The organism is Enterobacter sp. PL1 (assembly GCF_945957325.1).
GTDB classification, from domain to species: domain Bacteria; phylum Pseudomonadota; class Gammaproteobacteria; order Enterobacterales; family Enterobacteriaceae; genus Enterobacter; species Enterobacter roggenkampii.
The window spans coordinates 9,050-32,968 of record NZ_CAMFKT010000017.1 but is presented as its reverse complement, the minus strand read 5'-3'; the positions used below and the strand labels follow the sequence as shown (position 1 = coordinate 32,968).

At 61.0% G+C, this 23,919-nt stretch carries 6 protein-coding genes; 3 read left to right on the top strand and 3 right to left on the bottom strand.

Annotated elements, in window-relative coordinates:
* Window positions 1–46: 46 nt before the first annotated feature.
* A complete protein-coding gene (gap, locus tag N6P30_RS15845) occupies window positions 47–1,048 on the bottom strand; it encodes a type I glyceraldehyde-3-phosphate dehydrogenase (protein ID WP_023327422.1) in 1,002 nt (333 codons plus the stop codon).
* A 189-nt stretch (window positions 1,049–1,237) separates the two neighbouring features.
* Between gap and cybB the strand changes: the two genes are divergently transcribed.
* Window positions 1,238–1,768 (top strand): cytochrome b561, encoded by a 531-nt coding sequence (gene cybB / locus N6P30_RS15840; RefSeq protein ID WP_023292474.1) that lies wholly within the window; start codon window positions 1,238–1,240, stop codon window positions 1,766–1,768.
* Between the two features lie 90 nt (window positions 1,769–1,858).
* On the opposite strand, the gene N6P30_RS15835 is transcribed toward cybB, so the two are convergent.
* Together N6P30_RS15835 and N6P30_RS15830 are read right to left on the bottom strand one after the other, a co-directional pair.
* On the bottom strand, window positions 1,859–2,926 hold the full coding sequence (locus tag N6P30_RS15835) for an oxidoreductase (RefSeq protein ID WP_023292473.1): 1,068 nt from the start codon (window positions 2,924–2,926) through the stop codon (window positions 1,859–1,861).
* 13 nt (window positions 2,927–2,939) lie between these two features.
* Window positions 2,940–3,683 carry a DeoR/GlpR family DNA-binding transcription regulator gene (locus tag N6P30_RS15830; protein WP_023292472.1) on the bottom strand — a complete coding sequence of 248 codons (744 nt, stop codon included), beginning with the start codon at window positions 3,681–3,683 and terminating at the stop codon, window positions 2,940–2,942.
* A 738-nt stretch (window positions 3,684–4,421) separates the two neighbouring features.
* Between N6P30_RS15830 and N6P30_RS15825 the strand changes: the two genes are divergently transcribed.
* Entirely contained in the window at window positions 4,422–5,759 is a 1,338-nt protein-coding gene (locus tag N6P30_RS15825; protein WP_023292471.1) for a TolC family outer membrane protein, read from the top strand.
* A 121-nt stretch (window positions 5,760–5,880) separates the two neighbouring features.
* A complete protein-coding gene (locus tag N6P30_RS15820; RefSeq protein ID WP_023292470.1) occupies window positions 5,881–23,886 on the top strand; it encodes an Ig-like domain-containing protein in 18,006 nt (6,001 codons plus the stop codon).
* Window positions 23,887–23,919 lie beyond the last annotated feature (33 nt).

Below are 23,919 nucleotides of genomic sequence, written 5' to 3'. Positions count from 1 at the left end.
CGGAACAATCCCCTCGCCCCATTGGGGAGAGGGTGAGGGGGAAAAATCACAGCGCCGCAAACTTATCCAGCGTCCGCACCAGCTGCGTCACAAACCCATACTCGTTGTCATACCAGGCAACGGCTTTCACCAGCTGAAGGTCTCCCGCTTCTGACACCTCCGTCTGCGTGGCGTCAAACACCGAACCATAATGCGAGCCAATCACATCTGACGACACAATCTCTTCATCGGTATACCCGAACGATTTATTGCCCTGAGTGGCCTTTTTCAGCGCGGCGTTAATCTCCTCAACGGTCACTTTCTTGCCCAGAATCGCCACCAGTTCGGTCACGGAGCCCGTTTTAACCGGCACACGCTGGGCGTGGCCTTTCAGTTTGCCGCTGAGCGCTGGGATCACCAGACCAATGGCCTTTGCGGCGCCGGTGGTGTGCGGAATGATATTCTCTGCCGCCGCCCGGGAGGCGCGAAGATCTTTCCCGCGCGGGCCATCCACCAGCGCCTGGGTACCGGTATAGGCATGAATGGTGGTCATGGTGCCCACCTTAATTTCAAACGCGTCGTTCAGGGCTTTTGCCAGCGGGGCGAGGCAGTTGGTGGTGCAGGAGGCGACGGAAATAATGGTATCACTGGCGTCAATGGTCTCGTCGTTCACGCTGTAGACGATGGTTTTCATGTCCCCCGCGGGCGCAGAGATCAGCACCTTCTTCGCGCCCGCGTCCAGGTGCGCCCGTGATTTCTCTTCAGACGTATAAAAGCCGGTGCACTCCACAACGATATCCACGCCCGCGGCTTTCCACGGAATGTGCTTTGCCTCTTTTTCGGCATAGACCGCGATGGTTTTACCGTCAACGATCAGCGCATCCTCGGTGAAATCCACGCTCCACGGGAAGCCACCGTAGTTGGAATCGTGCCTGAGCAGGTAGGCCAGCACTTTGGGAGAGGTGAGGTCGTTGATGGCGACGACGGTATTACTGTCCTGGGTTTCAAGAAGGCGACGCAGAACAAGACGTCCGATGCGTCCAAATCCGTTAATGCCAATTTTACTCATGGTGTTCTCCTGTAAACGTGTCGATGTGACAGTTTGAACTCATCCAGGCTTAGACCATCACGGGCAGGGCGGCAATTGAAGATGCTTCATGCGGGAGGATGTATTTGAAAAACCATACAGAAAAGTTAATGAATTTTTAAGGAAAGGAGATTATGTTGGCGCGGTAACTGTTTTTAATCGAGAAATCACATGCGCACTAAATATACAAGCCTGCAAATCGGCATCCACTGGCTGGTGTTTCTATTAATCATCGTCGCCTACTGCGCCATGGAGTTCAGAGGTTTCTTCCCGCGCACCGCGCGCCCGACGATCAACATGATCCACGTCTCATGCGGGATCAGTATCCTGGTGCTGATGGTGGCGCGTCTGCTGGTTCGCCTGAAATTCCGTGCACCACCGATTCAACCGAAGCCAAAAGCGATGGTGACGGGGATGTCTCATCTGGGGCATCTGGTGGTGTATCTGCTGTTTATTGCGCTGCCGCTGATTGGCATTGTGATGATGTATAACCGGGGCAGCGACTGGTTTGCTTTTGGCCTGGCGATGCCGCATGCGGCGGAGTCCAAATTTGACCTGGTAGATATGCTGAAAGAGTGGCACGAGACGCTGGCAAATCTGGGCTATTTTGTGATTGGCCTGCACGCCGCGGCGGCGCTGATGCACCACTATTTCTGGAAAGATAATACCCTGCTGCGCATGATGCCGAAAAAGCGTTCGTAGTCTTCTCGCCCGGCGGCGCTTCGCTTGCACGGGCCTACAAACGGCTCTGAATCGTAGGCCGGGAGCGCTACGCGTCACCCGGCTTGTTTTTTAACCCAGCAGAGCACGCTCTTCAGCCGTTAACGCCAGCGTCTGCGTTGACCCCGTTTCCGACGACGTCACCGCCGCTTCCAGCACGGCCATGACTGCCAGTGCCTCAACCGGGTGGACCGGATTGGCGATTTTCCCAAGCAACGCGTCACGCACACTGATGTAATACTGGCGCTGATCGCCTTTCGGGGTCGGGATCGTCTGCGATGCACCGTCAGCGCCAAAGAACACCATGCTGTCGCTGTCTTCGCCCCAGGCCTCACTGCCGGGGATCACCCCGGAGAGCAGCTGTGCTTCCTGCTGATCGATTCTGGCCTTCACCACGCTGCCCTTGTCCCCGTGGACGGCAAAGCGCGCCGTACCGCCCGCCACCAGCATGCTGGCGTGCAGAATCACCTTATGCTCCGGATAGTTTAAGACCACGTGCGCCCAGTCGTTAATTTCTGCACCGTCGCGCAGCGTCGCGATATTCCCCTGAACCGACTGCGGCAGGCCAAAGAGCTGCAGCGTCTGGTCGATAAGATGAGGACCCAGGTCAAACCATAAGCCACTTCCGGGGACGTTCTGCTCGCGCCAGCGCACGCGCACTTCCGGGCGGAAGCGGTCGATATGCGACTCCAGGTGCTTAACCTTGCCGAGCGTGCCTTGCTCAATGACCTGCTTAATGCCGAGGAAATCGCTGTCCCAGCGGCGGTTGTGGAAGACAGAAAGCAGTAGCTGCTTTTCCTCCGCCAGCGCAATCAGGTCGCGGGCTTCCTGCATGTCGAGGGTGAAAGGCTTATCCACGACCACATGTTTACCTGCGTTCAGGGCCAGCGTCGCCAGCGGGGCGTGCGTGGCGTTGGGGGAGGCAATCACCACCAGGTCAACATCCGGATGCTGAATAGCCTCTTCAGGGGTGGTGACCACCTCTACGTCCGGCAGATCGCGTTTCACCTTCTCTTCATCACGAGAAGAGACCACGGCCAGCTTAAGCCCGTCCACAGACTGGATTAACGGGGCATGGAAGGTTTTGCCCACAAATCCATACCCGATCAGCGCAATGTTAATTGTTCGAACTGTACTCATGAACTTCTCCACGTTAATTCGCGCACACCGTGACCTGCAATGCGCCAGGGTCCCCAAGCTCAGGCCAGGGACGATCTAAAAAGAGTTGTTGAATGTTGGATAACCCGGAAACCAGATACGGTTCGCAGCGGTTGACCTTCAGGTGGTCGGCAACAATCCAGTGCGCATGGCTCGCGTCAAGCATCGCGCGCTTAACCTCGGCATCCGCTTCTTTACCGGCGCTCAAACCGAGTTCGGCATGAATGGCGCACGCCCCGAGGATGGCGATATCTGCCCGATAGCGGAACAGCAACGACAACGTGGCGCTTCCGGCAAACAGGCGCTGCTGGTGGTCCCATTTCCCCCCGAGCAGGATCAGTTCAACGTCTTCCCGGTCGCTAAAATGCTGGGCGATATCCAGCGACGTGGTTATGACGGTGAGCGGCCCGCGAAGAAAGGAGGCGACAGCCATTACCGTGCTGCCCGCATCCAGAAACAGGGTAGAACCCGCAGGGACCTGCAGGGCGACCTGTTTTCCGAGGCGCTGTTTGGTTTCCGGCAGCAGCGTATTGCGGCCCTGACGGTTCATGGCGGAAAGATTCAGCGCGATGGCTCCGCCGTGGTTCTTCTGCGCCAGGCCCTGGTTCTCCAGGTCGGTCAGATCCCGACGGATGGTATCGGCTGAAACCTGCAGCTTTTCTGCCAGTTCGGTGATGCTGGCCTGGCCTTGCTCGCTCAGGATATCCAGAACGTGGCGCTGTCGTGCAGTTTTGTGCATCGGTTACATTCCTGCAAAATATCGCAATAGTTTGCATAATACAGCATTTTAACGCAGAGAGAAGGGCAACGTGGTTTTGATGTCGCGGAGTGAGGTGATGATTCAGATGCGTGATTATTAAAATTTTATTAAACAGGTATAAGCAAGCCGTTTTGAATGTTAATCATAATGTTATTGTTATGTTTTATTTAACGGTTTGGATTATGTAACCAGTGCAACACCATTGTCTGGAGTTAAGTTTCGACAAAATAGATATTCATAGCTATTAATCTCTTTAATTAGTTTTTTAATAGCGATAAATCCCAATTCATCCTGTTTGGCTACTTAAATTGACACTTCTTTGAAAATCTTTGTGTCTGACCCGGGCGGAAATTAACGCAAAAATGTGCAGGGAGCAAATTAAGAATTTTCCTTAAATAACAGACGGTTTATATGTTTCATCTGAAAGGTCATTTTAAGACTTTTGTCCAGAAACCCCATCTTTTTTCTTAATTGTAACACCACATTAACATTGTGGGTGTAGTGGCCTATAACACATTTTGTTATGCTGCTAACCACTTTAGGAAATAAGTAAATTCTTAATTAAATAAGACGCAGGCAGATCTCATCTCCAGGGGGAAATGGGTATGGGGAGTTTTACCTAAAATTCGGCAAGGATGCTAAAAAAGATATTTGTCTAATTATCTATACCTCTTTTTGGGTAATTGCTTCAGTGTCACTCAGAGTCAGGGAGATAAAATGACGATATTACGAAAGCCAATGTTACGCCGATTTACAGCAGCGCTGGCATTCATTTCATTAGCCATAAATACGGCGTACGCCAATAGTAATCAGGTGGGTATTGCCCCGGTTGCCAGGACCACCTTAAAAGAAAGTATTCTTTTTGCTATCGATCGCGATCCGTCTATTAGTCAGCAGGCCGCGCAGCTCGGTATTGGTCAGGCACAAATAGATGAAGCGCGCAGCGGTTGGATGCCGCAAATATCGCTGAACGGGAGCACGGGCCATAGCCAGACTACCGATTCCAGCGGGTCGCTGAAGAATTCAGCCGCCTGGGGACTGAGCCTGACGCAGCTGATCTATGATTTTGACAAGACCAATAACAGCATCAGCCAGTCTTCCGCCCAGCGCGATAGCTATCGCTACCAGCTGATGAGCACGCTCTCTGACGTGGCGGAAAAAACGGCGCTGAGCTATGTCGAGGTCAAACGCTATGCCGATCTGCTGCAGGCAGCAAAGGAGAACGTTCAGGCGCTGAAAAATGTTGAGCAGCTGGCAAAGCTGCGCGCCGACGCGGGCGTGAGTTCGACCTCCGATGAGCTCCAGACCCGCACGCGTATTGCCGGTATGCAGGCAACGGTCGCGCAGTATCAGGCCGCCTTAAACAGCGCCCGCGCAAGGCTTGCGGTATTAACCGGCATGCAGGCAGAAAACTATTCGCCTGTACCCGCAAACCTCGCGGTTGAACCTGATTCGCTCAACCGCATTGATTATTCGCTGATACCGGCGGTCATGGCCGCGCAAAACATGGAGCGCTCTGCCCAGTATGGCGTGGAGACGGCGAAGTCCCAGCACTGGCCGACCCTCAGCCTGAAGGGCGGACGTACCCGTTACGAGTCGGACAACCGTTCGTACTGGGACGACCAGATCCAACTCAACATTGACGCACCGCTTTATCAGGGCGGCGCGGTCTCTGCACGCGTGCGGCAGGCTGAAGGCGCGCGGGCGATGGCCTCCTCTCAGGTCGATCAGGCGCGTTTCGACGTCCTGCAAAAAGCCTCCGTCGCGCAGGCGGACTGGACCGGCGCGCGGGGAAGAATGGAGGCCGGGAAACAGCAGCTGGAAAATGCGCTGCGCGCCCGTGATGTTTATAAAAATGAGTACACCCTGAGCAAGCGGAGCATTAACGATCTGCTCAGCGTTGAGCAGGATGTCTGGCAGGCCACCTCGGCGAAAATAATCGCTGAGTATGATGGCTGGAGTTCGGCAATTAATTATGCTTCCGCGGTTTATAATTTAATGCCGCTTATTGGAATAGAGAAAAGCGCTGCCGCAAAACTACCCGATTTGAGTTAAAAAAAGACGCGTATTGTCGCGCAAAATAAGTCTGAAAATAATGGGTGTTTTTTCCCAGGGATAGCTACATCCGTCTGGTGGACATATCCACAGGAATCCGCACACCTGCAAGGAGAGAAATATGAGTAACATAAAGGTTGTTGATGTCATCATTCGCAAAACGGCGGAGAAAACGAAATTAACCGGCGAAGGAAATTTGTCGGTCTCTATTTCCTCCCCGAGCGTGATTGAAATCCAGGGTTCTGCTCAGGATGTGGTGCGATATGTCCGCCAGGGTAAAGACCTCCTCATTTATATGAAAGATGGCAGCGTGATTCGCTGCAATAACTATTTTGTTGAAGATCCTGAGACGCACAACCCGTCAGAGCTCGTGTTCAACGATCGTCAGGAACTGACGCATATTTCTTTTGCCGATACCGGGGAAGCGTCAGGCGTTGCGGTGACCGAGCTAACCGCGCAGGCCACACCGATTAGCAGCATTCAACCTTTCCTGAAGCAGGGAAGCGTCTTAAGCGACGCCCCGTGGGGCTGGATTGCGGGAGCTGCATTAGGCGGCGGTGCCATCGGGGCGCTGCTGGCAAACGGCGGCGACGGCGAGACTAAAACAAAAGTTATTGATAATACGAAAGAGGTGGAAAGCGCCACGCCAACCTTCCTGCTGTCGGATAAAGCGGGCGACAAGCAGGGCGTGCTGACAGCAAACGCGATCACGGACGACAACACGCCAACCTTTAGCGGCACCGGCCAGCCGGGCGCGACCATCCAGATCAAAGACAGCAGCGGCAGCACCATCGCCAGCGCCATGGTCGGTAAAGAGGGCACCTGGACGGTAAAATTACCGACCCAGACGGACGGGGAACACACCTGGTCGGTGGTGCAGATCGACGGCAGTAAAACCACCGATGCGGGCAACATTACCGTAACGGTCTCGACCGCCGAGGCTGCCATTACGCTGGCCACCACAGCGGGCGACAACGTGCTTAACGCCAGCGAGCAATCCGCGGGCTTTACGCTCTCCGGTGCCAGCAAGAATCTGGCGCAGGGTACCGTACTCACCGTGACGCTGAACGGTAAAACCTATACGACGGAAGTGGGGGCGGACGGGACGTGGAGTGTTAACGTGCCCGCGGCTGACGCGCAGGCCCTGGGCGATGGCACCTGGACGGTCAACGTCATCGGCAAAGACGCGGCGGGTAACACCGTGAACGGCAGCCAGACAATCGGCGTGGATAGCGTCGCGCCAACCCTCTCTGTCGATACCCTCGCGCAGGACAACATCATTAATGCCGCCGAGCACAGCCAGCCGCTGACGCTGACCGGCAAAACGACTGCGGAAGCCGGTCAGATCGTCACGGTCACGCTGAACGGTAAAAACTACAACGCCACGGTGGGCAGCGACGGTACCTGGTCCGTCACGCTTGCCGCGGACGACGTGCAGGCGCTCAACGAGGGTAATCACACCCTGACGGTGAACGTCAGCGACAAAGCGGGCAACGGTTCGTCTGTCACCGCAGATTTCACGGTGGATACCACCGCGCCGGTGGTCACCATCGATACCGTGGCGGGCGACGACATACTGAACACCAGCGAACAGGGCCAGGCGCAGATTATTTCCGGGCAGACGAGCGGCGCGTCGGCTGGCGATGTGGTCACCGTGACCGTTGGCGGCCAGTCCTTCACCGGCGTGGTGCTGGCGGACGGCAGCTGGAGCGTGGGCGTTCCGGCGTCCGTGCTGGGCGCGCTGGGTGAAGGCAACCACACGATTTCAGTATCCGTGACCGACGCGGCAGGCAACACCGGCAGCGCCACGCACGGCATTACGCTGAGCGGCAATCCGCCAGAATTTACGATTGACGCCATTAGCCAGGACAACGTGCTGAATGCCCAGGAGGCGATGCAGCCGCTGAGCCTGACCGGTACCAGCAACCTGCCTGACGGCAGCGCCATTACCGTGACGCTGAACAACGTCAACTATCAGGCCACCGTTGAAAACGGCATCTGGGCGGTCCAGGTGCCGGTTTCCGACGTGCTGAATCTGGCGAACACCCTCTACACCGTCAGCGTCAGCGGCACTGACAGCGTGGGTAACAGCGGCTCTGCCGGGGCGACGCTGCTGGTGGATACCGTGCTGCCGCAGGTGATCATCAACACCTTTGCGGGCGACAACCTGGTCAATAACGCCGAAGCGGGTGTCGATCAAACCCTCAGCGGTCGCGTTACCGGCGCGGCGGCGGGCGATACCGTTTCTGTCACCGTGGGCGGCAAGAGCTACACCGCCACGGTGGGCAGCGATCTGACCTGGAGCGTGAAAATCCCGTCAGCGGATCTTAAGGCGTTCGGCGACGGCGATTTAACCTTCACCGCGTCGGTGACCAATTCGCACGGCAATACCGGTACCGGCGAGCGCGATATCAACATCAACGCACAGCTGCCGGGCCTGCGCGTGAACACCATTTCCGGCGATGACGTGGTCAACGCCATCGAACAGCAGCAGGATCTGACCGTCACCGGCGCCAGCACCCACCTGGCCGCGGGCACGCCGATCGTCGTCACCATTAACAACGTCGAATATAACGCCGTGGTTACCGCCAGCGGCGGCTGGAGCATTGGCGTTCCTGCTGCGGACCTGCAGGCCTGGACCGCGGGAGAGGTGACGGTTAGCGTCAGCGCAAAAGATGCCTGGGGCAATACCGTTGCGGCTGAACACCCGATTGAACTCGATCTCAACGCCGTGGCGGTCACCATTGATACCGTCTCCGGCGATGACCTGCTGAATGCGGCAGAAAAAGGTGCCGATTTAACCCTTTCCGGCCAGACGCAGGGCGTGGAGGCGGGGCAGACCGTGGTGGTGAAATTCGCCGACCAGACCTTTACCGCCCAGGTGCAGCAGGATGGCTCCTGGAGCCTGACCGTGCCCGCCAGCGCCATGGAAACCCTGATCGACGGGCGCGCGCAGGTGAGCGTCAGCGTCACGAACGTCAACGGTAACAGTGCCGACGCGTCGCGCGTGGTCACGGTGGATACGCTGCCGCCGGCGATTACCCTCGATAACCTCACCAGCGATAACATCATCAATGCGGCTGAGGCGCAGCAGGATTTAGCCTTAAGCGGCACCAGTACTGCGGAACCGGGCCAGACGGTCACCGTGACGCTGAACGGCAAAACGTATCAGACCACGGTCCAGACGGACGGAACCTGGCAGCTGATCGTACCGGCGGCTGACGTCGGTGCCCTCAACGATGGCATCGTGACCGTGACGGCCACCGTAAGCGACGTGGCGGGCAACAGCAGCAGCGCCGACCGCGTTGGGCTGGTGGACGCGACCGTGCCGCAGGTCACCATCAACCACTTCGTCACCGACACCAATACCGTTAACCAGCTCGCCCATGCACAGGCGCAGATCCTGAGCGGCTCCGTCACCGGGGCGGCAGCGGGCGATCGGGTGACTATCACTATTAACAGCGTCGATTACACCACCGTGGTGGATGCGGCGGGGAACTGGAGCCTTGGCCTGCCCGCGTCTGTCGTGCAGGGGCTGACGGACGGCACCTGGACCATCGACGTCTCCGTGACCGACCGATCCGGCAATACCGGAAGCAGTTCACTGGATGTGGTGGTGAATACCGTGACGCCTGTCATCGGTATCAACACGCTGGCGGTGGACGACGTGATCAACGCGGCAGAGAAAGGCGAAGAGCTGCAGATTTCCGGCACCAGCAACCAGCCGGAAGGCACGACCATTACGGTGACCCTGAACGGCATTCACTACACGGCTACCGCTGACGCCAGCGGAAACTGGAGCGTAACTGTTCCGGCGGCAAACGTCTCGGCGCTGGGCGAAGCGAATTACACCGTGACGGCGAACGTCACCGATAGCGTCGGCAACAGCGCCTCAACCTCGCACGACGTGCTGGTGGACAGCTCGCTGCCGGTGGTAACGATCGACACGCTGGCGGGCGACAATATCGTTAACGCGGCGGAAGTGGCGGCAGGGCAAACCCTGACCGGTAAGGTGACAAATGCGACGCCAGGTGACACTGTCACGATTACCCTGGGCGGCCAGACCTTTACTGCCACCGTGCAGGACGATCTCACCTGGAGCCTGCCGTTAACCCAGAGCCAGTTGACCGCGCTGGGCAACGGCGATCTCACCGTATCGGCCAGCGTCACCAACGCGCACGGCAATACCGGTTCTTCTTCGCTCGACTTCACCATCGACGCCCAGCTTCCGGGGCTGCGTATTGATACGGTCGCAGGCGACGACGTGATCAACGTGATTGAGCACGCGCAGAACCTGATTGTGTCCGGCACCAGCACCGATCTGGCGGCGGGCAGCGCCGTCACCGTGACCATCAACGGAAAAGCGTATTCCGCAACGGTGCTGGCGGACGGCTCCTGGCAGGCGGCGGTACCGGCGGCGGACGTGTCCCAGTGGGCAGATGGCTCGCTGGATATCAAGGCAAGCGCGCTGGATGCCTCCGGCAACCCGGTGGCTATCGGGACCGTCGTGGACGTCGATCTCGCGCCTGTCGCCATCACCATCAGCAGCGTGACCGACGACAACGTCCTTAACGCGGCGGAAAAAGGCCAGGATCTGGTGCTGTCCGGCACGTCATCTAACGTTGAAGCGGGCCAGACCGTCACCATTATCTTCGCAGGAAAAACGTACACCACGACGGTGGATGCCAACGGCGACTGGACCTGGACCGTTCCGGCTGCCGATCTGAGCGGCCTGAAAGACGGCGACGCCAGCGTGCAGGTCAGCGTCACCAACGTGAACGGCAACGCCGCGTCTTCGGCGCAGGCATTCAGCGTCGACACCACCGCGCCGACGGTGACCATCAACACCATCAGCGGCGATAACATGCTGAATGCGGCAGAGGCGGCGCAGGATCTGACCCTGAGCGGGACCTCTACTGCCGAAGCGGGCCAGACGGTCACCGTGATCTTCAACGGCAATCAGTACACTGCGCAGGTGCAGGCGGACGGCAGCTGGACGCTCGACGTGCCTGCAGCCGATCTCGCGGGCATCACCGACGGCGGCGTCGCGGTCACGGCGACCGTGTCCGATAAGGCAGGTAACCCGGCCAGCGCGGGCTCCTCGGTGCTGGTGGACACCACCGTACCGCAGATTAGCTTCAACATCGTCGCGGGCGACGACATCGTGAATATTGCCGAGCACGGCCAGGCGCTGATCGTCTCCGGTAAGGTGACGGGCGCGCAGGCGGGCGACGTGATTACCGTGACCCTGAACGGTAAAGATTACACCGCCATGCTGGACGCGTCCGGCAGCTGGAGCGTGGGCGTTCCGGCGGCGGACGTGGGTGCGCTGGTCAACGGCGACCAGACGATCTCCGCGACCCTCACCGACAAAGCCGGTAACAGCACCACTGCGACGCACGAATTTGACGTCTCCCTGACCGCGCCGGTGGTCGCCATCAATACCCTGGCGGCTGACGACGTGATCAATGCGACCGAGAAAGGCCAGGATCTGCAGGTGTCCGGCACCAGCAACCAGCCGGAAGGAACCGCCATTACGGTGTCCCTGAACGGGATTAACTATACGGCCACCACCGACGCGAGCGGGAACTGGAGCGTGACCGTTCCGGCGGCAAACGTCTCGGCGCTGGGCGAAGCGAGCTACGCCGTGACGGCGAGCGTAACTGACGCCGCGGGCAACAGCGCGAGCACCGGCCACAGCGTGCTGGTTGACAGCGCGCTGCCGCAGGTCACCATCAATCCGGTCGCGACGGACGACGTGATTATCGCGGCGGAAGTGGCTGCCGGACAGACCCTGAGCGGGAAAGTGAGCGGTGCGGCGAGCGGTGACACTGTCACTATTACCCTCGGCGGCAATACGTATACCGCGACGGTTCAGGACGATCTGAGCTGGTCGGTCAACGTGCCGTCCTCGGTCTTAACCGCCATCGGTAACGGCGATCTGACGGTGTCAGCCAGCGTCACTAACGGCCACGGCAACACCGGCACCGGCGAGCGCGACATCACCATTGATGCCAACCTGCCGGGCCTGCGCGTCGATACCGTGGCGGGCGACGATGTGATCAATAGCATTGAACACGCTCAAAATCTGATTATCACCGGTTCCAGCGACGGTCTGGCAACGGGCGCGGCGCTGACCGTCACCGTCAACGGCAAAACCTACGCGGCCACCGTACTGGCGGACGGCACCTGGACGGCGGCCATTCCGGCGGCCGACGTCAGCGCGCTCGGCGCGGGCACGGTTACCGTGAAGGTTGAAGGTCATAGCGCGGCGGGCAACCCGGTTTCCATCAGCCATGACGTGAAGGTGGATCTGGCGACAGTCGCCATCAGCATTAACCCGATTGCCTCTGACGACGTGATTAACGCGGCGGAGAAAGGCGCGGACCTGGTGCTGTCCGGCTCCACCACCAACGTGGAAGAAAACCAGACCGTTACCATCACCTTCGGCGGCAAATCGTACACCGCGACGGTGGATGCCGACGGCAACTGGACGGCCACCGTGCCGTCTGCCGACGTGGGCAGCCTGAAGGACGGCGACGCCAGCGTGCAGGTGAGCGTCACCAACGTGAACGGCAACAGCGCGTCGGCGGGCCGCGAGTACAGCGTGGACGCCACCGCGCCGACGGTGTCTATTGAAATCATCAGCGACAACAACATCATCAATGCGGCTGAAGCGCAGCAGGATCTAGTGATTAACGGCGTCACCAACGCCGAAGCGGGCCAGACCGTCACCGTGACCCTGAACGGCGTGGACTATACCACCACCGTGCAGGCCAATGGCAGCTGGAGCGTGACCGTGCCGTCCGCGGATCTGAACGGTATTACCGACGGGAACTACACCGTCAGCGCCGCCGTATCGGACAAAGCGGGCAACCCGGCCTCCGCGGATCGCGACGTGCTGGTGGATACCACCGTTCCACAGTTGACCATTCACACCGTGTCCGACGACGATGTGATCAACAGCGCCGAGCATGCGCAGGCCCTGATTGTCACCGGTTCCGTGACGGGCGCGGCAGCGGGCGACGTGGTCACGGTCACCCTCAACGGCAAATCGTACACCGCCACCCTGGATGCCTCCGGCAACTGGAGCGTGGGCGTGCCTGCGGCAGACGTTACCGCGCTGGCCGCCGGGGATTACACTATTACCGCGGCGCTGACCGATAAAGCGGGCAACAGCAACAGCGCCACGCACGGTGTGGCGGTGAACCTGACCGCGCCGGGGCTGACCATTGACACCGTTTCCGGTGACGATGTGATCAACAGCACCGAGAAAACCCAGGATCTGACGATCTCCGGTACGGCGTCCGGCCTGGCGGCAGGCGCGGTAGTGACCGTGATGCTGAACGGCAAAGCGTACAGTGCGCAGGTGGACGATGACGGAAAATGGATCACCACCGTTCCGGCGAGCGAGGTCGGCCAGCTGGGCGAGGCACTTTATACCGTCACCGCGTCAGCCACGGACAGCGTCGGCAACAGCACCAGCGCGACGCACACGGTAAACGTGGAGTCCGTTCTGCCGGGCGTGATTATCAACACCATTGCGGGCGACGACGTGATTAACGCCGCCGAGCTGGCTGCCGGCCAGACCATCAGCGGTAAGGTGGTGAATGCCGAAGCGGGCAACACCGTGACCGTGACCATTGGCGGCAACCGCTACACCGCAACGGTGCAGAACGATCTCACCTGGTCCGTCAATGTGCCTGAATCTGTGCTGACGGCGCTGGGCAACGGCGATTTGACGGTGACCGCCAGCGTGACCAACGGCGTCGGCAACAGCGGATCCGCTGAGCGCGAGATCACGATCGACGCTAACCTGCCGGGCCTGCGCGTGGATACCGTGGCGGGCGACGACGTGATCAACAGCATCGAGCACGGGCAGAATCTGATTGTGACCGGATCCAGCGATGGCCTGACCGCAGGTACCACCTTGACCGTCACCGTAAACGGCAAAACCTACCCGGCCACCGTGCTGGCCGACGGCACCTGGCGTGCGGCCATCCCGGCTGCGGATGTGGGTGCCCTGGCAGCAGGTACGGTCACCGTGACCGTTGCAGGCCAGAGCAGCGCCGGTAACCCGGTTTCCATCAGCCACGATGTGACGGTAGATCTGGCGACCGTTGCCATCAGCATCGATGCGATTGCTTCAGACGACGTGATTAACGCCGCCGAGAAGGGCGCGGATCTGGTGCTCTCCGGGGCGACCTCGAACGTTGAGGAAAACCAGACCGTTACCATCACCTTCGGCGGCAAGAGCTACACCGCGACCGTCGGCGCCGACGGCAAATGGACGACCACGGTGCCAGCCGCCGACCTGGCGGGCCTGAAAGACGGCGACGCCAGCGTGCAGGTGAGCGTCACCAACGTGAACGGCAACAGCGCCTCGGCGGGACGTGAGTACAGCGTGGATGCGACCGCGCCGAGCGTGACCATCAACACCCTGGCGACGGACGATATTCTCAATGCCACCGAAGCGAAGAGCGATCTGACCGTGTCCGGTACCAGTACCGCCGAAGCGGGCCAGACGGTCACCGTATCGCTGAACGGCAAAGACTACACCACCACCGTCAGCGCAGACGGCAGCTGGACGCTGAACGTTCCGGCGGCCGATCTGGCAGGATTAACCGACGGCAGCGTTACCGTTACCGCATCGGTCAGCGACAAGGCGGGTAACCCGGCGTCCGTGGACCACAACCTGACGGTGGATGTGACCGTTCCTGCGGTCACTATCAACACCATCGCGGGTGACGATGTGATTAACGTGGCTGAACACAGCCAGGCACACGTTATCAGCGGCACCGCCACCGGCGCGGCCGCGGGCGATAAGGTGACCGTCACCATCGGCGGCCAGACCTACACCACCGTGCTGGATGCGGCGGGGAACTGGAGCGTGGGCGTCCCGGCGAGCGTGATTTCCGGCCTCAGCGACGGCACCGTGACCGTCACGGCGTCCGTCACCGACGCGGCGGGCAACACCGGCACCGGCAGCCATGAAGTGACCGTCGATACCGGTCTGCCTTCGGTCAGCTTCAACGCCATCAGCGATGATAACGTGCTGAACGCGGTGGAAAAAGGTCAGGATCTGAGCGTGAGCGGCACCAGCGCCAACCTGGCGGAAGGCACCGTGGTGACCGTGACCCTGAACGGCAAAAACTACACGGCGACGACGGCGGCAGACGGTACCTGGAGCCTGACGGTTCCGGCGGCGGATCTGGCCGGTCTGGGTCAGGCCAACTACACCCTGAATGCGACCACCACCAACGGCGTGGGCAACAGCGTGAGCAACACCGCGAACCTGCTGGTGGACACCGCGCTGCCAACGGTCACCATCAACACCGTGGCGGGCGATAACGTCATTAATGCGGCGGAAGTGGCCGCAGGCCAGACCCTGAGCGGCACCGTGGCGAATGCCGAAGCGGGCAATACCGTGACCGTGACCATTGGCGGCAACAGCTACACCGCAACGGTGCAGAACGATCTGACCTGGTCTGTCAACGTGCCGTCTGACGTGCTGACGGCGCTGGGTAACGGCAGCCTGAGCGTGACGGCGACTGTCACCAACGGCCACGGTAACACCGGGACCGGCGAGCGCGAGATCGCTATCGACGCTAACCTGCCGGGCCTGCGCGTCGATACCGTCGCGGGTGATGACGTGATCAACACCATCGAGCACGCGCAGAACCTGATCGTCAGCGGATCCAGCGACGGGCTGGCGCCAGGTACAGCCCTGACCGTCACCATCAACGGCAAAGACTATGCGGCCACGGTGCTGGCGGACGGCACCTGGAGCGCGGCTGTTCCATCAGCGGACGTGAGCGCGTGGCCGGAAGGCACCGTCAAAATCAGCGTCACCGGCGACAGCGCGGCGGGCAACCCGATTACCATCAGCCACGATGTGACGGTAGATCTGGCGACCGTTGCCATCAGCATCAATCCGATTGCGACCGACGACGTGATTAACGCGGCGGAGAAGGGCGCGGATCTGGTGCTGTCCGGTGCGACCATCAACGTGGAAGCCGGGCAGACCGTGACCATCAGCCTGAACGGCAAAATCTATAGTGCGACAGTAGACGACAGCGGCAACTGGACCTGGACCGTACCGTCTGCGGATCTGGCTGGCCTGAAGGACGGCGATGCCAGCGTGCAGGTGAGCGTCACCAACGTGAACGGCAACAGCGCCTCGGCGGGCCGTGAGTACAGCGTGGATGCCACCGCGCCGACCGTCACGATCAACACCCTGGCGACGGACGACATTCTGAATGCCGCCGAAGCGAAGAGCGATCTGACCGTGTCCGGCAGCAGCTCTGCCGAAGCGGGCCAGACGGTCACCGTGTCGCTGAACGGCAAAGACTACACCACCACCGTCAGCGCGGACGGCAGCTGGACGCTGAACGTCCCGGCGGCCGATGTTGCGGCCCTGACGGACGGCAGTGTGACCGTGACCGCATCGGTAAGCGACAAGGCGGGCAACCCGGCGTCGGTTGATCATACTCTGACGGTGGATGTGACCGTTCCGGCGGTGACCATTAACACCGTGGCGGGCGACGATGTCATTAACCTCGCAGAACACAGCCAGGCGCACATCATCAGCGGCACCGCCACCGGCGCGGCCGCGGGCGATAAGGTGACCGTCACCATCGGCGGTCAGACGTACACCACCGTGCTGGACGCGGCGGGCAACTGGAGCGTGGGCGTCCCGGCGAGCGTGATTTCCGGCCTCAGCGACGGCAGCGTGACCGTCACGGCATCGGTTACCGACGCGGCGGGCAATACCGGCACCGGCACGCATAACGTGACCGTCGATACCGGTCTGCCGTCCGTGGCCTTCAACGCCATCAGCGACGATAACGTGCTGAACGCGGTGGAAAAAGGTCAGGATCTGCGCGTCAGCGGCACCAGCGCCAACCTGGCAGAAGGCACCGTGGTGGCCGTGACCCTCAACGGCAAAAACTACACGGCCACGACGGCGGCAGACGGCACCTGGAGCCTGACCGTTCCGGCGGCGGATCTGGCGGGTCTGGGCGAAGCGAATTACACCCTGAGCGCGACCGCCACCAACGGCGTGGGCAACAGCGTGAGCAACACCGCGAACCTGCTGGTGGATACCGCGCTGCCAACCGTCACCATCAACACCGTGGCGGGCGATAACGTCATTAACGCGGCGGAAGTGGCCGCGGGCCAGACCCTCAGCGGCAAGGTCGCGAACGCGGAGGCGGGCAATACCGTCACTGTGACCATTGGCGGCAACACGTACACCGCAACAGTGCAGAGCGATCTGACCTGGTCCGTGAACGTGCCGGAATCCGTCCTGACGGCGCTGGGCAACGGCGACCTGACGGTGTCTGCGACTGTGACCAACGGCCACGGCAACACGGGAACGGGCGAGCGCGAAATCGTTATAGACGCCAGTCTGCCGGGCCTGCGCGTCGATACGGTAGCGGGCGACGATGTGATCAACAGCATCGAACATACTCAAAACCTGATCGTCTCCGGCACCAGCGACGGGCTGGCGGCAGGCACAACGCTCACCGTGACCGTCAATGGCAAAACCTATGCGGCCTCCGTGCTGGCAGACGGCTCCTGGAGCGCGGCGATCCCGGCGGCAGACGTCGCGGCCTTCGCAGCAGGTACGGTCACCGTGACCGTTGCCGGCCAGAGCGCGGCGGGCAACCCGGTGACCATCAGCCATGACGTGACCGTCGATCTGGCGGCGGTGGCTATCAGCATCGATGCGATTGCCACCGACGACGTGATTAACGCGGCGGAGAAAGGTGCGGATCTGGTGCTCTCCGGCAGCACCTCGAACGTGGAGGAAAACCAGACCGTTACGGTTACCTTCGGCGGCAAGACGTACACCGCGAAGGTGGATGCTGACGGTCACTGGACGGCCACTGTGCCGTCTGCAGACCTTGCGGGCCTGAAGGACGGTGACGCCAGCGTGCAGGTGAGCGTCACCAACGCGCACGGCAACAGCGCCTCGGCGGGCCGCGAATACAGCGTGGACGCGACTGCGCCAACCGTGACCATTGATACGGTCGCAGGCGATAACGTGATTAACGGCAGCGAAGCGGCTGCGGGCGTGGCTATCTCCGGCACCACCACGGCGGAAGCCGGGCAGACGGTCACCGTGACGCTGGGCGGGAAGAGCTATACCGCGCAGGTCCAGCAGGGCGGCGTCTGGAGCGTGAACGTGCCGGGCAGCGATCTGGCCGCACTGGCGGATAACGGCTACACCGTGCAGGTGAGCGTGAGCGACGCCGCGGGTAACCCGGGCAGCGCGGGTAAGACGATTACGCTTGATACCACGCCGCCGACCGTCAGCTTTAACGTGGTGGCGGGCGATGACGTGATTAACAGCGTGGAGCACGGACAGGCGCAGATCGTCAGCGGGTCGGCAACCGGCGCGAACGTCGGTGATAAAGTGGTTATCACCCTCGGTTCGCACCAGTACACCACCACCGTTGACGCCAGCGGCAACTGGAGCGTGGGCGTTCCGGCCAGCGTGATTTCCGCGCTGACCGACGGCACCGTGACCCTCAGCGCGACCATTACCGACAGCGCGGGTAACAGCAGCACCCAGACCCATGACGTGGTGGTCAACACCGCCTCCGTGGCGCTGACGGTGAACACCGTTAGCGGTGACGACGTCATCAACGCGGCTGAAGCCGGTTCGTCACTGGTGATTAACGGTTCCAGCGCGCAGTTCGCCAGCGGGACCCAGGTCACCGTGACCCTGAACGGCAAGACCTATACGGCTACGATACAGAGCGACGGCACCTGGACGACCACCGTACCGGCCGCCGACGTGGGTGCTCTGGCCGATGGCGCACGCTATCAGGTGTCGGTGTCGGCACAGGACAGCGCGGGCAACAGCGCGTCGGCAACGCACGGCATCAGCGTGGATACCACTGCGCCGGTGGTGAGCATTGGGACGCTGTCGGTTGACGACATGCTGAACGCCTCGGAAGCGCAGCAGCCGCTGACCGTGCACGGATCTTCCAGCGCGGAGGCGGGGCAGACCGTTACCGTGACGCTGGGAGGAAAAACCTACACTGCGCTTGTCGGCAGTGACGGCACCTGGACGCTCGACGTGCCGGCAGCCGACCTGGCCGCCCTGAGCCAGGGCGCGCTGACGGTCACCGCCTCGGTCAACGACAAAGCCGGTAACAGCGGCCAGACCACGCACACCTTAACGGTGGATACCGTCGCGCCAACCGTGACCATCAGCACCGTGGCCGATGACGATATCGTCAACAACGCGGAGCAGCTGGCGGGCCAGACCATCCGCGGCACCACCACGGCGGAACAGGGCCAGACGGTGACCGTCTCCTTCAACGGGCACAGCTATCAGGCGACCGTCGGGGCGGACGGATCGTGGTCGGTCTTCGTACCGGGCCGTGATTTCCTCGGCCTGAGCGACGGGGAGTACACCATCACCGCGTCGGTAAGCGACAGGGCGGGCAACCCGGGCAGCGCAACGCACGACGTGACGCTGAACGGCGATGTCCCAACCATCACCATTAACACCTTTGCGCAGGACGACATCGTCAACGCCGCCGAGCACGGCACGCCGCTGGTCGTCAGCGGTACTACCGACGCCCCGGCGGGCCAGACGGTGACCCTCACGCTGAACGGTAAAACCTATGCGGCTACCGTCCAGAATGACGGCACCTGGAGCTACACGGTCAGCAGCGCTGACGTGGCCGCGCTGGCAGACGGCGGTTCTTACGTGATTAACGCCCAGGTGAGCAACACCATCGGCAACAGCGCCAGCGATAACCATACCGTCACGGTGGATCTCACCGCGCCGTCGATGGGGATCAGCATTGATTCGCTGCAAATCGACACCGGCCTGAGCGCAACGGATTTCATCACTAACGACAGCCAGGTCGTCGTCAACGGCTCGCTGACCGCGCAGCTCGGCAATAACGAGAAGGCGCAGATCAGCCTCGACGGCGGCGTCACCTGGATCGACCTGACCGTGACCGGCACCACCTGGCGCTACGCCGATGGCCGCACCCTGACGGACGGGACGTATCAGTACCAGGTCCGCGTGATTGATAACGCGGGCAACGTGGGGGCCACGGACAGCCAGGACGTGGTGATTGACCTGACGAAGCCTGCGGCAACCACCATTACCGTGGATTCCATTACGCAGGATACCGGCCTGTCCGGCAGCGACTTTATCACCAGCGACAACCAGATCAGCCTTAAAGGCACGCTCGGTGCGGCGCTGGGCAGCGGCGACCACGCGCAGATCAGCCTTGACGGCGGCGTCACCTGGATCGACGTCAGCGTCAGCGGCCTGAGCTGGACGTATGTCGATGGGCGCACGCTGGCCGACGGGGATTACAACTACCAGCTGCGCGTGATTGACGATGCGGGCAACATCAGCGCCACCGCCTCTCAGGTGGTGACCATTGATACGGTTGCACCGGACGCCAGCAAAACGATCGCCATCGACAGCATCAGCGACGATACCGGCCTGAGCAGCAGCGACTTTATCACTCGCGACACGTCCCTGACGCTGCACGGCTCGCTCGGCGCGACGCTGGCCGACGGCGAATACGCCCAGATCAGCCTCGACGGCGGCGTCACCTGGCAGAACGTGATTGTCACCGGCAACAGCTGGTACTACGTCGATAGCCGCACGCTGGGTAACCAGACCTATGACTATTACGTCCGCGTGGTGGATGCGGCCGGTAACGTGGGGGCCAGCGCCCATCAGCAGGTGACCGTGGATACGATTGCTCCGGATGCGGCGATCACGGTGTCGGTGGATAACATCACCGTGGATACCGGCTTCGACAATAACGACTTCCTGACCAGTTCGACCTCGTACACCCTGCACGGAACGCTCGGCGCTGAACTCGGCGCGGGCGAGTACGTGCAGGTGAGCATGGACGGCGGCACGACCTGGGTGTACGCCACCGTCAGCGGCACCCAGTGGAGCTACAGCGATACGCGTGCCCTGACCGACGGCAGCCATAACTATCAGGTGCGGGTTGTCGACCAGGCGGGTAACGTCGGGGCCACCACCTCGCAGGCGGTGACGGTGGATACCCAGGCGCCGCAGTACGGCGTTACCATCGACAGCATCAGCGACGATACCGGCCAGTCCGGGAGTGATTTCATCACCATGGACACCACGCTGACAATCAACGGTTCGCTGGGCAGCGCGCTGGCAAGCGACGAGCGCGTGCAGATCAGCCTCGACGGCGGGAATACCTGGCTCGATACCACGGTCACCAACCAGCGCTGGAGCTACACCGATACCCGCGATCTGCCTGACGGGGACTACACCTACCAGGTGCGGATTATCGACCAGGCGGGCAACGTGGGTTCCACCGCGTCTCAGGTCGTCACGGTAGACACCACGCCGCCGACCACGGTTGGCACGGTCGTGAGCTATACCGACGGCGAAGGCGAGCGTCAGGGCACCTTTGGCAGCGCGGTGGCAACGGACGATAACTCGCCGCTGATCAACGGGACGCTGAACCGCGCCCCGGACGACGGCGAGATCGTGCAGCTTTACCGTGACGGGGTTCTGCTCGGCCAGGTGACCATGAACGGCAGCGCAAGCTGGTCCTTCCAGGACAACGGCCTGAGCGACGGGAATCACACCTACATCGTGCGCGTCACCGACAGGGCCGGAAACTACACGGAATCCGACGGCTTTGTGCTGAACGTCGATACCAGCATCCCGACCACCACGGCGGCGATTACCGCGCAGACCACGTCGGATACCACGCCGATCGTCACCGGTACCGTCTCCGCTGACCTGGTGAACGGTGAATACCTGGTGGTGACGGTGAACGGCAAAACCTACACCTCCCAGACGGGCGGTGCGGTGGTGGTCGACCCGGATCACAACACCTGGTATCTGCAGATCCCGGACGGCGATGCGCTGAGCGTGGCGAGCTACAGCGTGACCGCGCAGGTGAAGAGCAGCGCGGGTAACGGCAATACCACCGGTACGGCGACCGGCAGCCTGGTGATTGATACCACCTCGGTGAACACCGACTGGGCAACCACGGCGGGGAACAGCAACAACTCCACCATGACCCTCGGCATGAACAGCAGCGGTCTGTGGAATATCATCGCTAACGGCCAGTCTTACTCCAGCAGCGATAGCTCGACCTATGCCGGCAATACGCTGACTAACACCCGTAACTACTACGTGGTGAGCCAGACCGCCGCCGACTTTGACCGTAACGGCACGCAGGACATTTTCGCGACGGAAAATACCTACGCCGGGTCAACGCAGGTGATGTGGACCTACGATGGCAGCACCTATAACGCCAGCCAGCTGGCAATGGGCACCACCATCTGGTACGGCGGCGTGATTGCCTACGATAAAACCGGGGATGGGTATCTGGATCTGGCGTACGGTGACTCCGGCGCGGACTCCATTACCTATCTGATCAACAAAAACGGGGTACTCTCGCCTGACGGCACCTACGGCGGCGCGGGGTTCTGGGGACAGTTCACCACCATGCGTGAAATCTCCGGCGTCGATATTAACAATGACGGCACCGTGGATGTGGTTCAGCACACCAACCGCAGCGGCGCGTACTCGTTAACCGTGATCAACAACAACGGCAACGGCACGCTCTCCATCGGTCAGAACCTGACGAACGTGTTTGTGCCCAACGCCTCGAATACCACCACGGCGGCGTCCATGACGTGGGCGGACTTCAACGGCGATGGCTACATGGATCTGTACCTGGGCAGCAGCTACAACAACAACGGCGGGGTGATCTACTACAACGACGGTACCGGGAAGCTCTCGGCCACCAAGAGCGCGGTCGAGGCCTCTAACGCAGCGGCGGGCTATCTGTCGGTGGCGGTGGACTGGAACGGTGACGGGCAGATGGACATCGTCAAGCTCAGCACCTACGGCGGCTCGCAGACGGCGACGCTGTTCACCAACAACGGCTACGGCTCCACCTGGACCGCCAGCCAGCTGGCGTCCGGCATTGCTTACGCCACCGGCGTGGCGGCAGTGGACTACAACTGGGACGGCGCGCAGGACCTGCTGGTCTCTCAGCAGAACGGCAAGGTGGTGCTGGTGCAAAACAGCAAAACCATTGCTGACGGCACCGCGATGCATCTGCACATTGTCGACAGCGAGGGCATCAACGCCTACTACGGCAATACGGTCAACCTGTACAACGCCGCGGGCGTGCTGGTGGCCTCGCAGATCATCAATGCCCAGTCCGGTTTCGGGTCGAACGATACGTCCGCGCTGGTGAGCTTCTACGGGCTGGATCCGAATGAAACCTATTCGGCCGAGATCCTGAAGATCACCAACGGCGTGTCGGATAACGTCACCTGGAGCGGTCTGGAGGCGGGCAACGGCAAAGAGGGCTACGTCCTGACGGCCGAAGCGGCCACCGGCGGCCACAGCGGAACCATTACCGGAACCGGGTATAACGACACCTTTATCGCCGAAAATGGCACGTATACCTACAACGGTTCCGGCGGCTGGACTACCCATTCCGACCATGACACCTGGAGCAACACCGGCGGGATGGACGTGGTGGATTACCGCAATGCGACCTCTGGCGTGACCGTGGATCTGCGCCTCTCAACCGCGCAGGACACCGGCTTCGGCACCACGCGTCTGCTGAACATTGAAGGGATTAACGGCTCGGATTACGACGACGTCATCACCGGCAACAGCGGTGATAACCGGTTCGAAGGCCGTGGCGGAAACGACACCTTCAACATCGGCAGCGGCGGTCACGATACGCTGCTCTACAAGCTGATCAACGCTTCGGATGCCACGGGCGGTAACGGTCACGACGTGGTGAACGGCTTTACGGTCGGTACCTGGGAAGGGACGGCGGACACGGATCGTATTGACCTGCGCGATCTGCTCTCCGGCAGCGGCTATACCGGCACGGGCTCGGCGAGCTACGTGAACGGCGTGGCCACGCTGGACAGCGGCGCGGGGAATATCAGCGATTACATCCGCGTGGTGCAGAACGGCAGCAATACCGAGATCCAGGTTGACCTGGACGGTACCGGCGGTCAGTTCTCGCCAACCACCCTGGTGACGCTGAACGGCGTGCAGACGGATCTGGCGACGCTGCTGGCGAACCATCAACTGTTAATTGCGTAAAACAACGCCGCGGGGAGCGATCCCCGCGGCCTT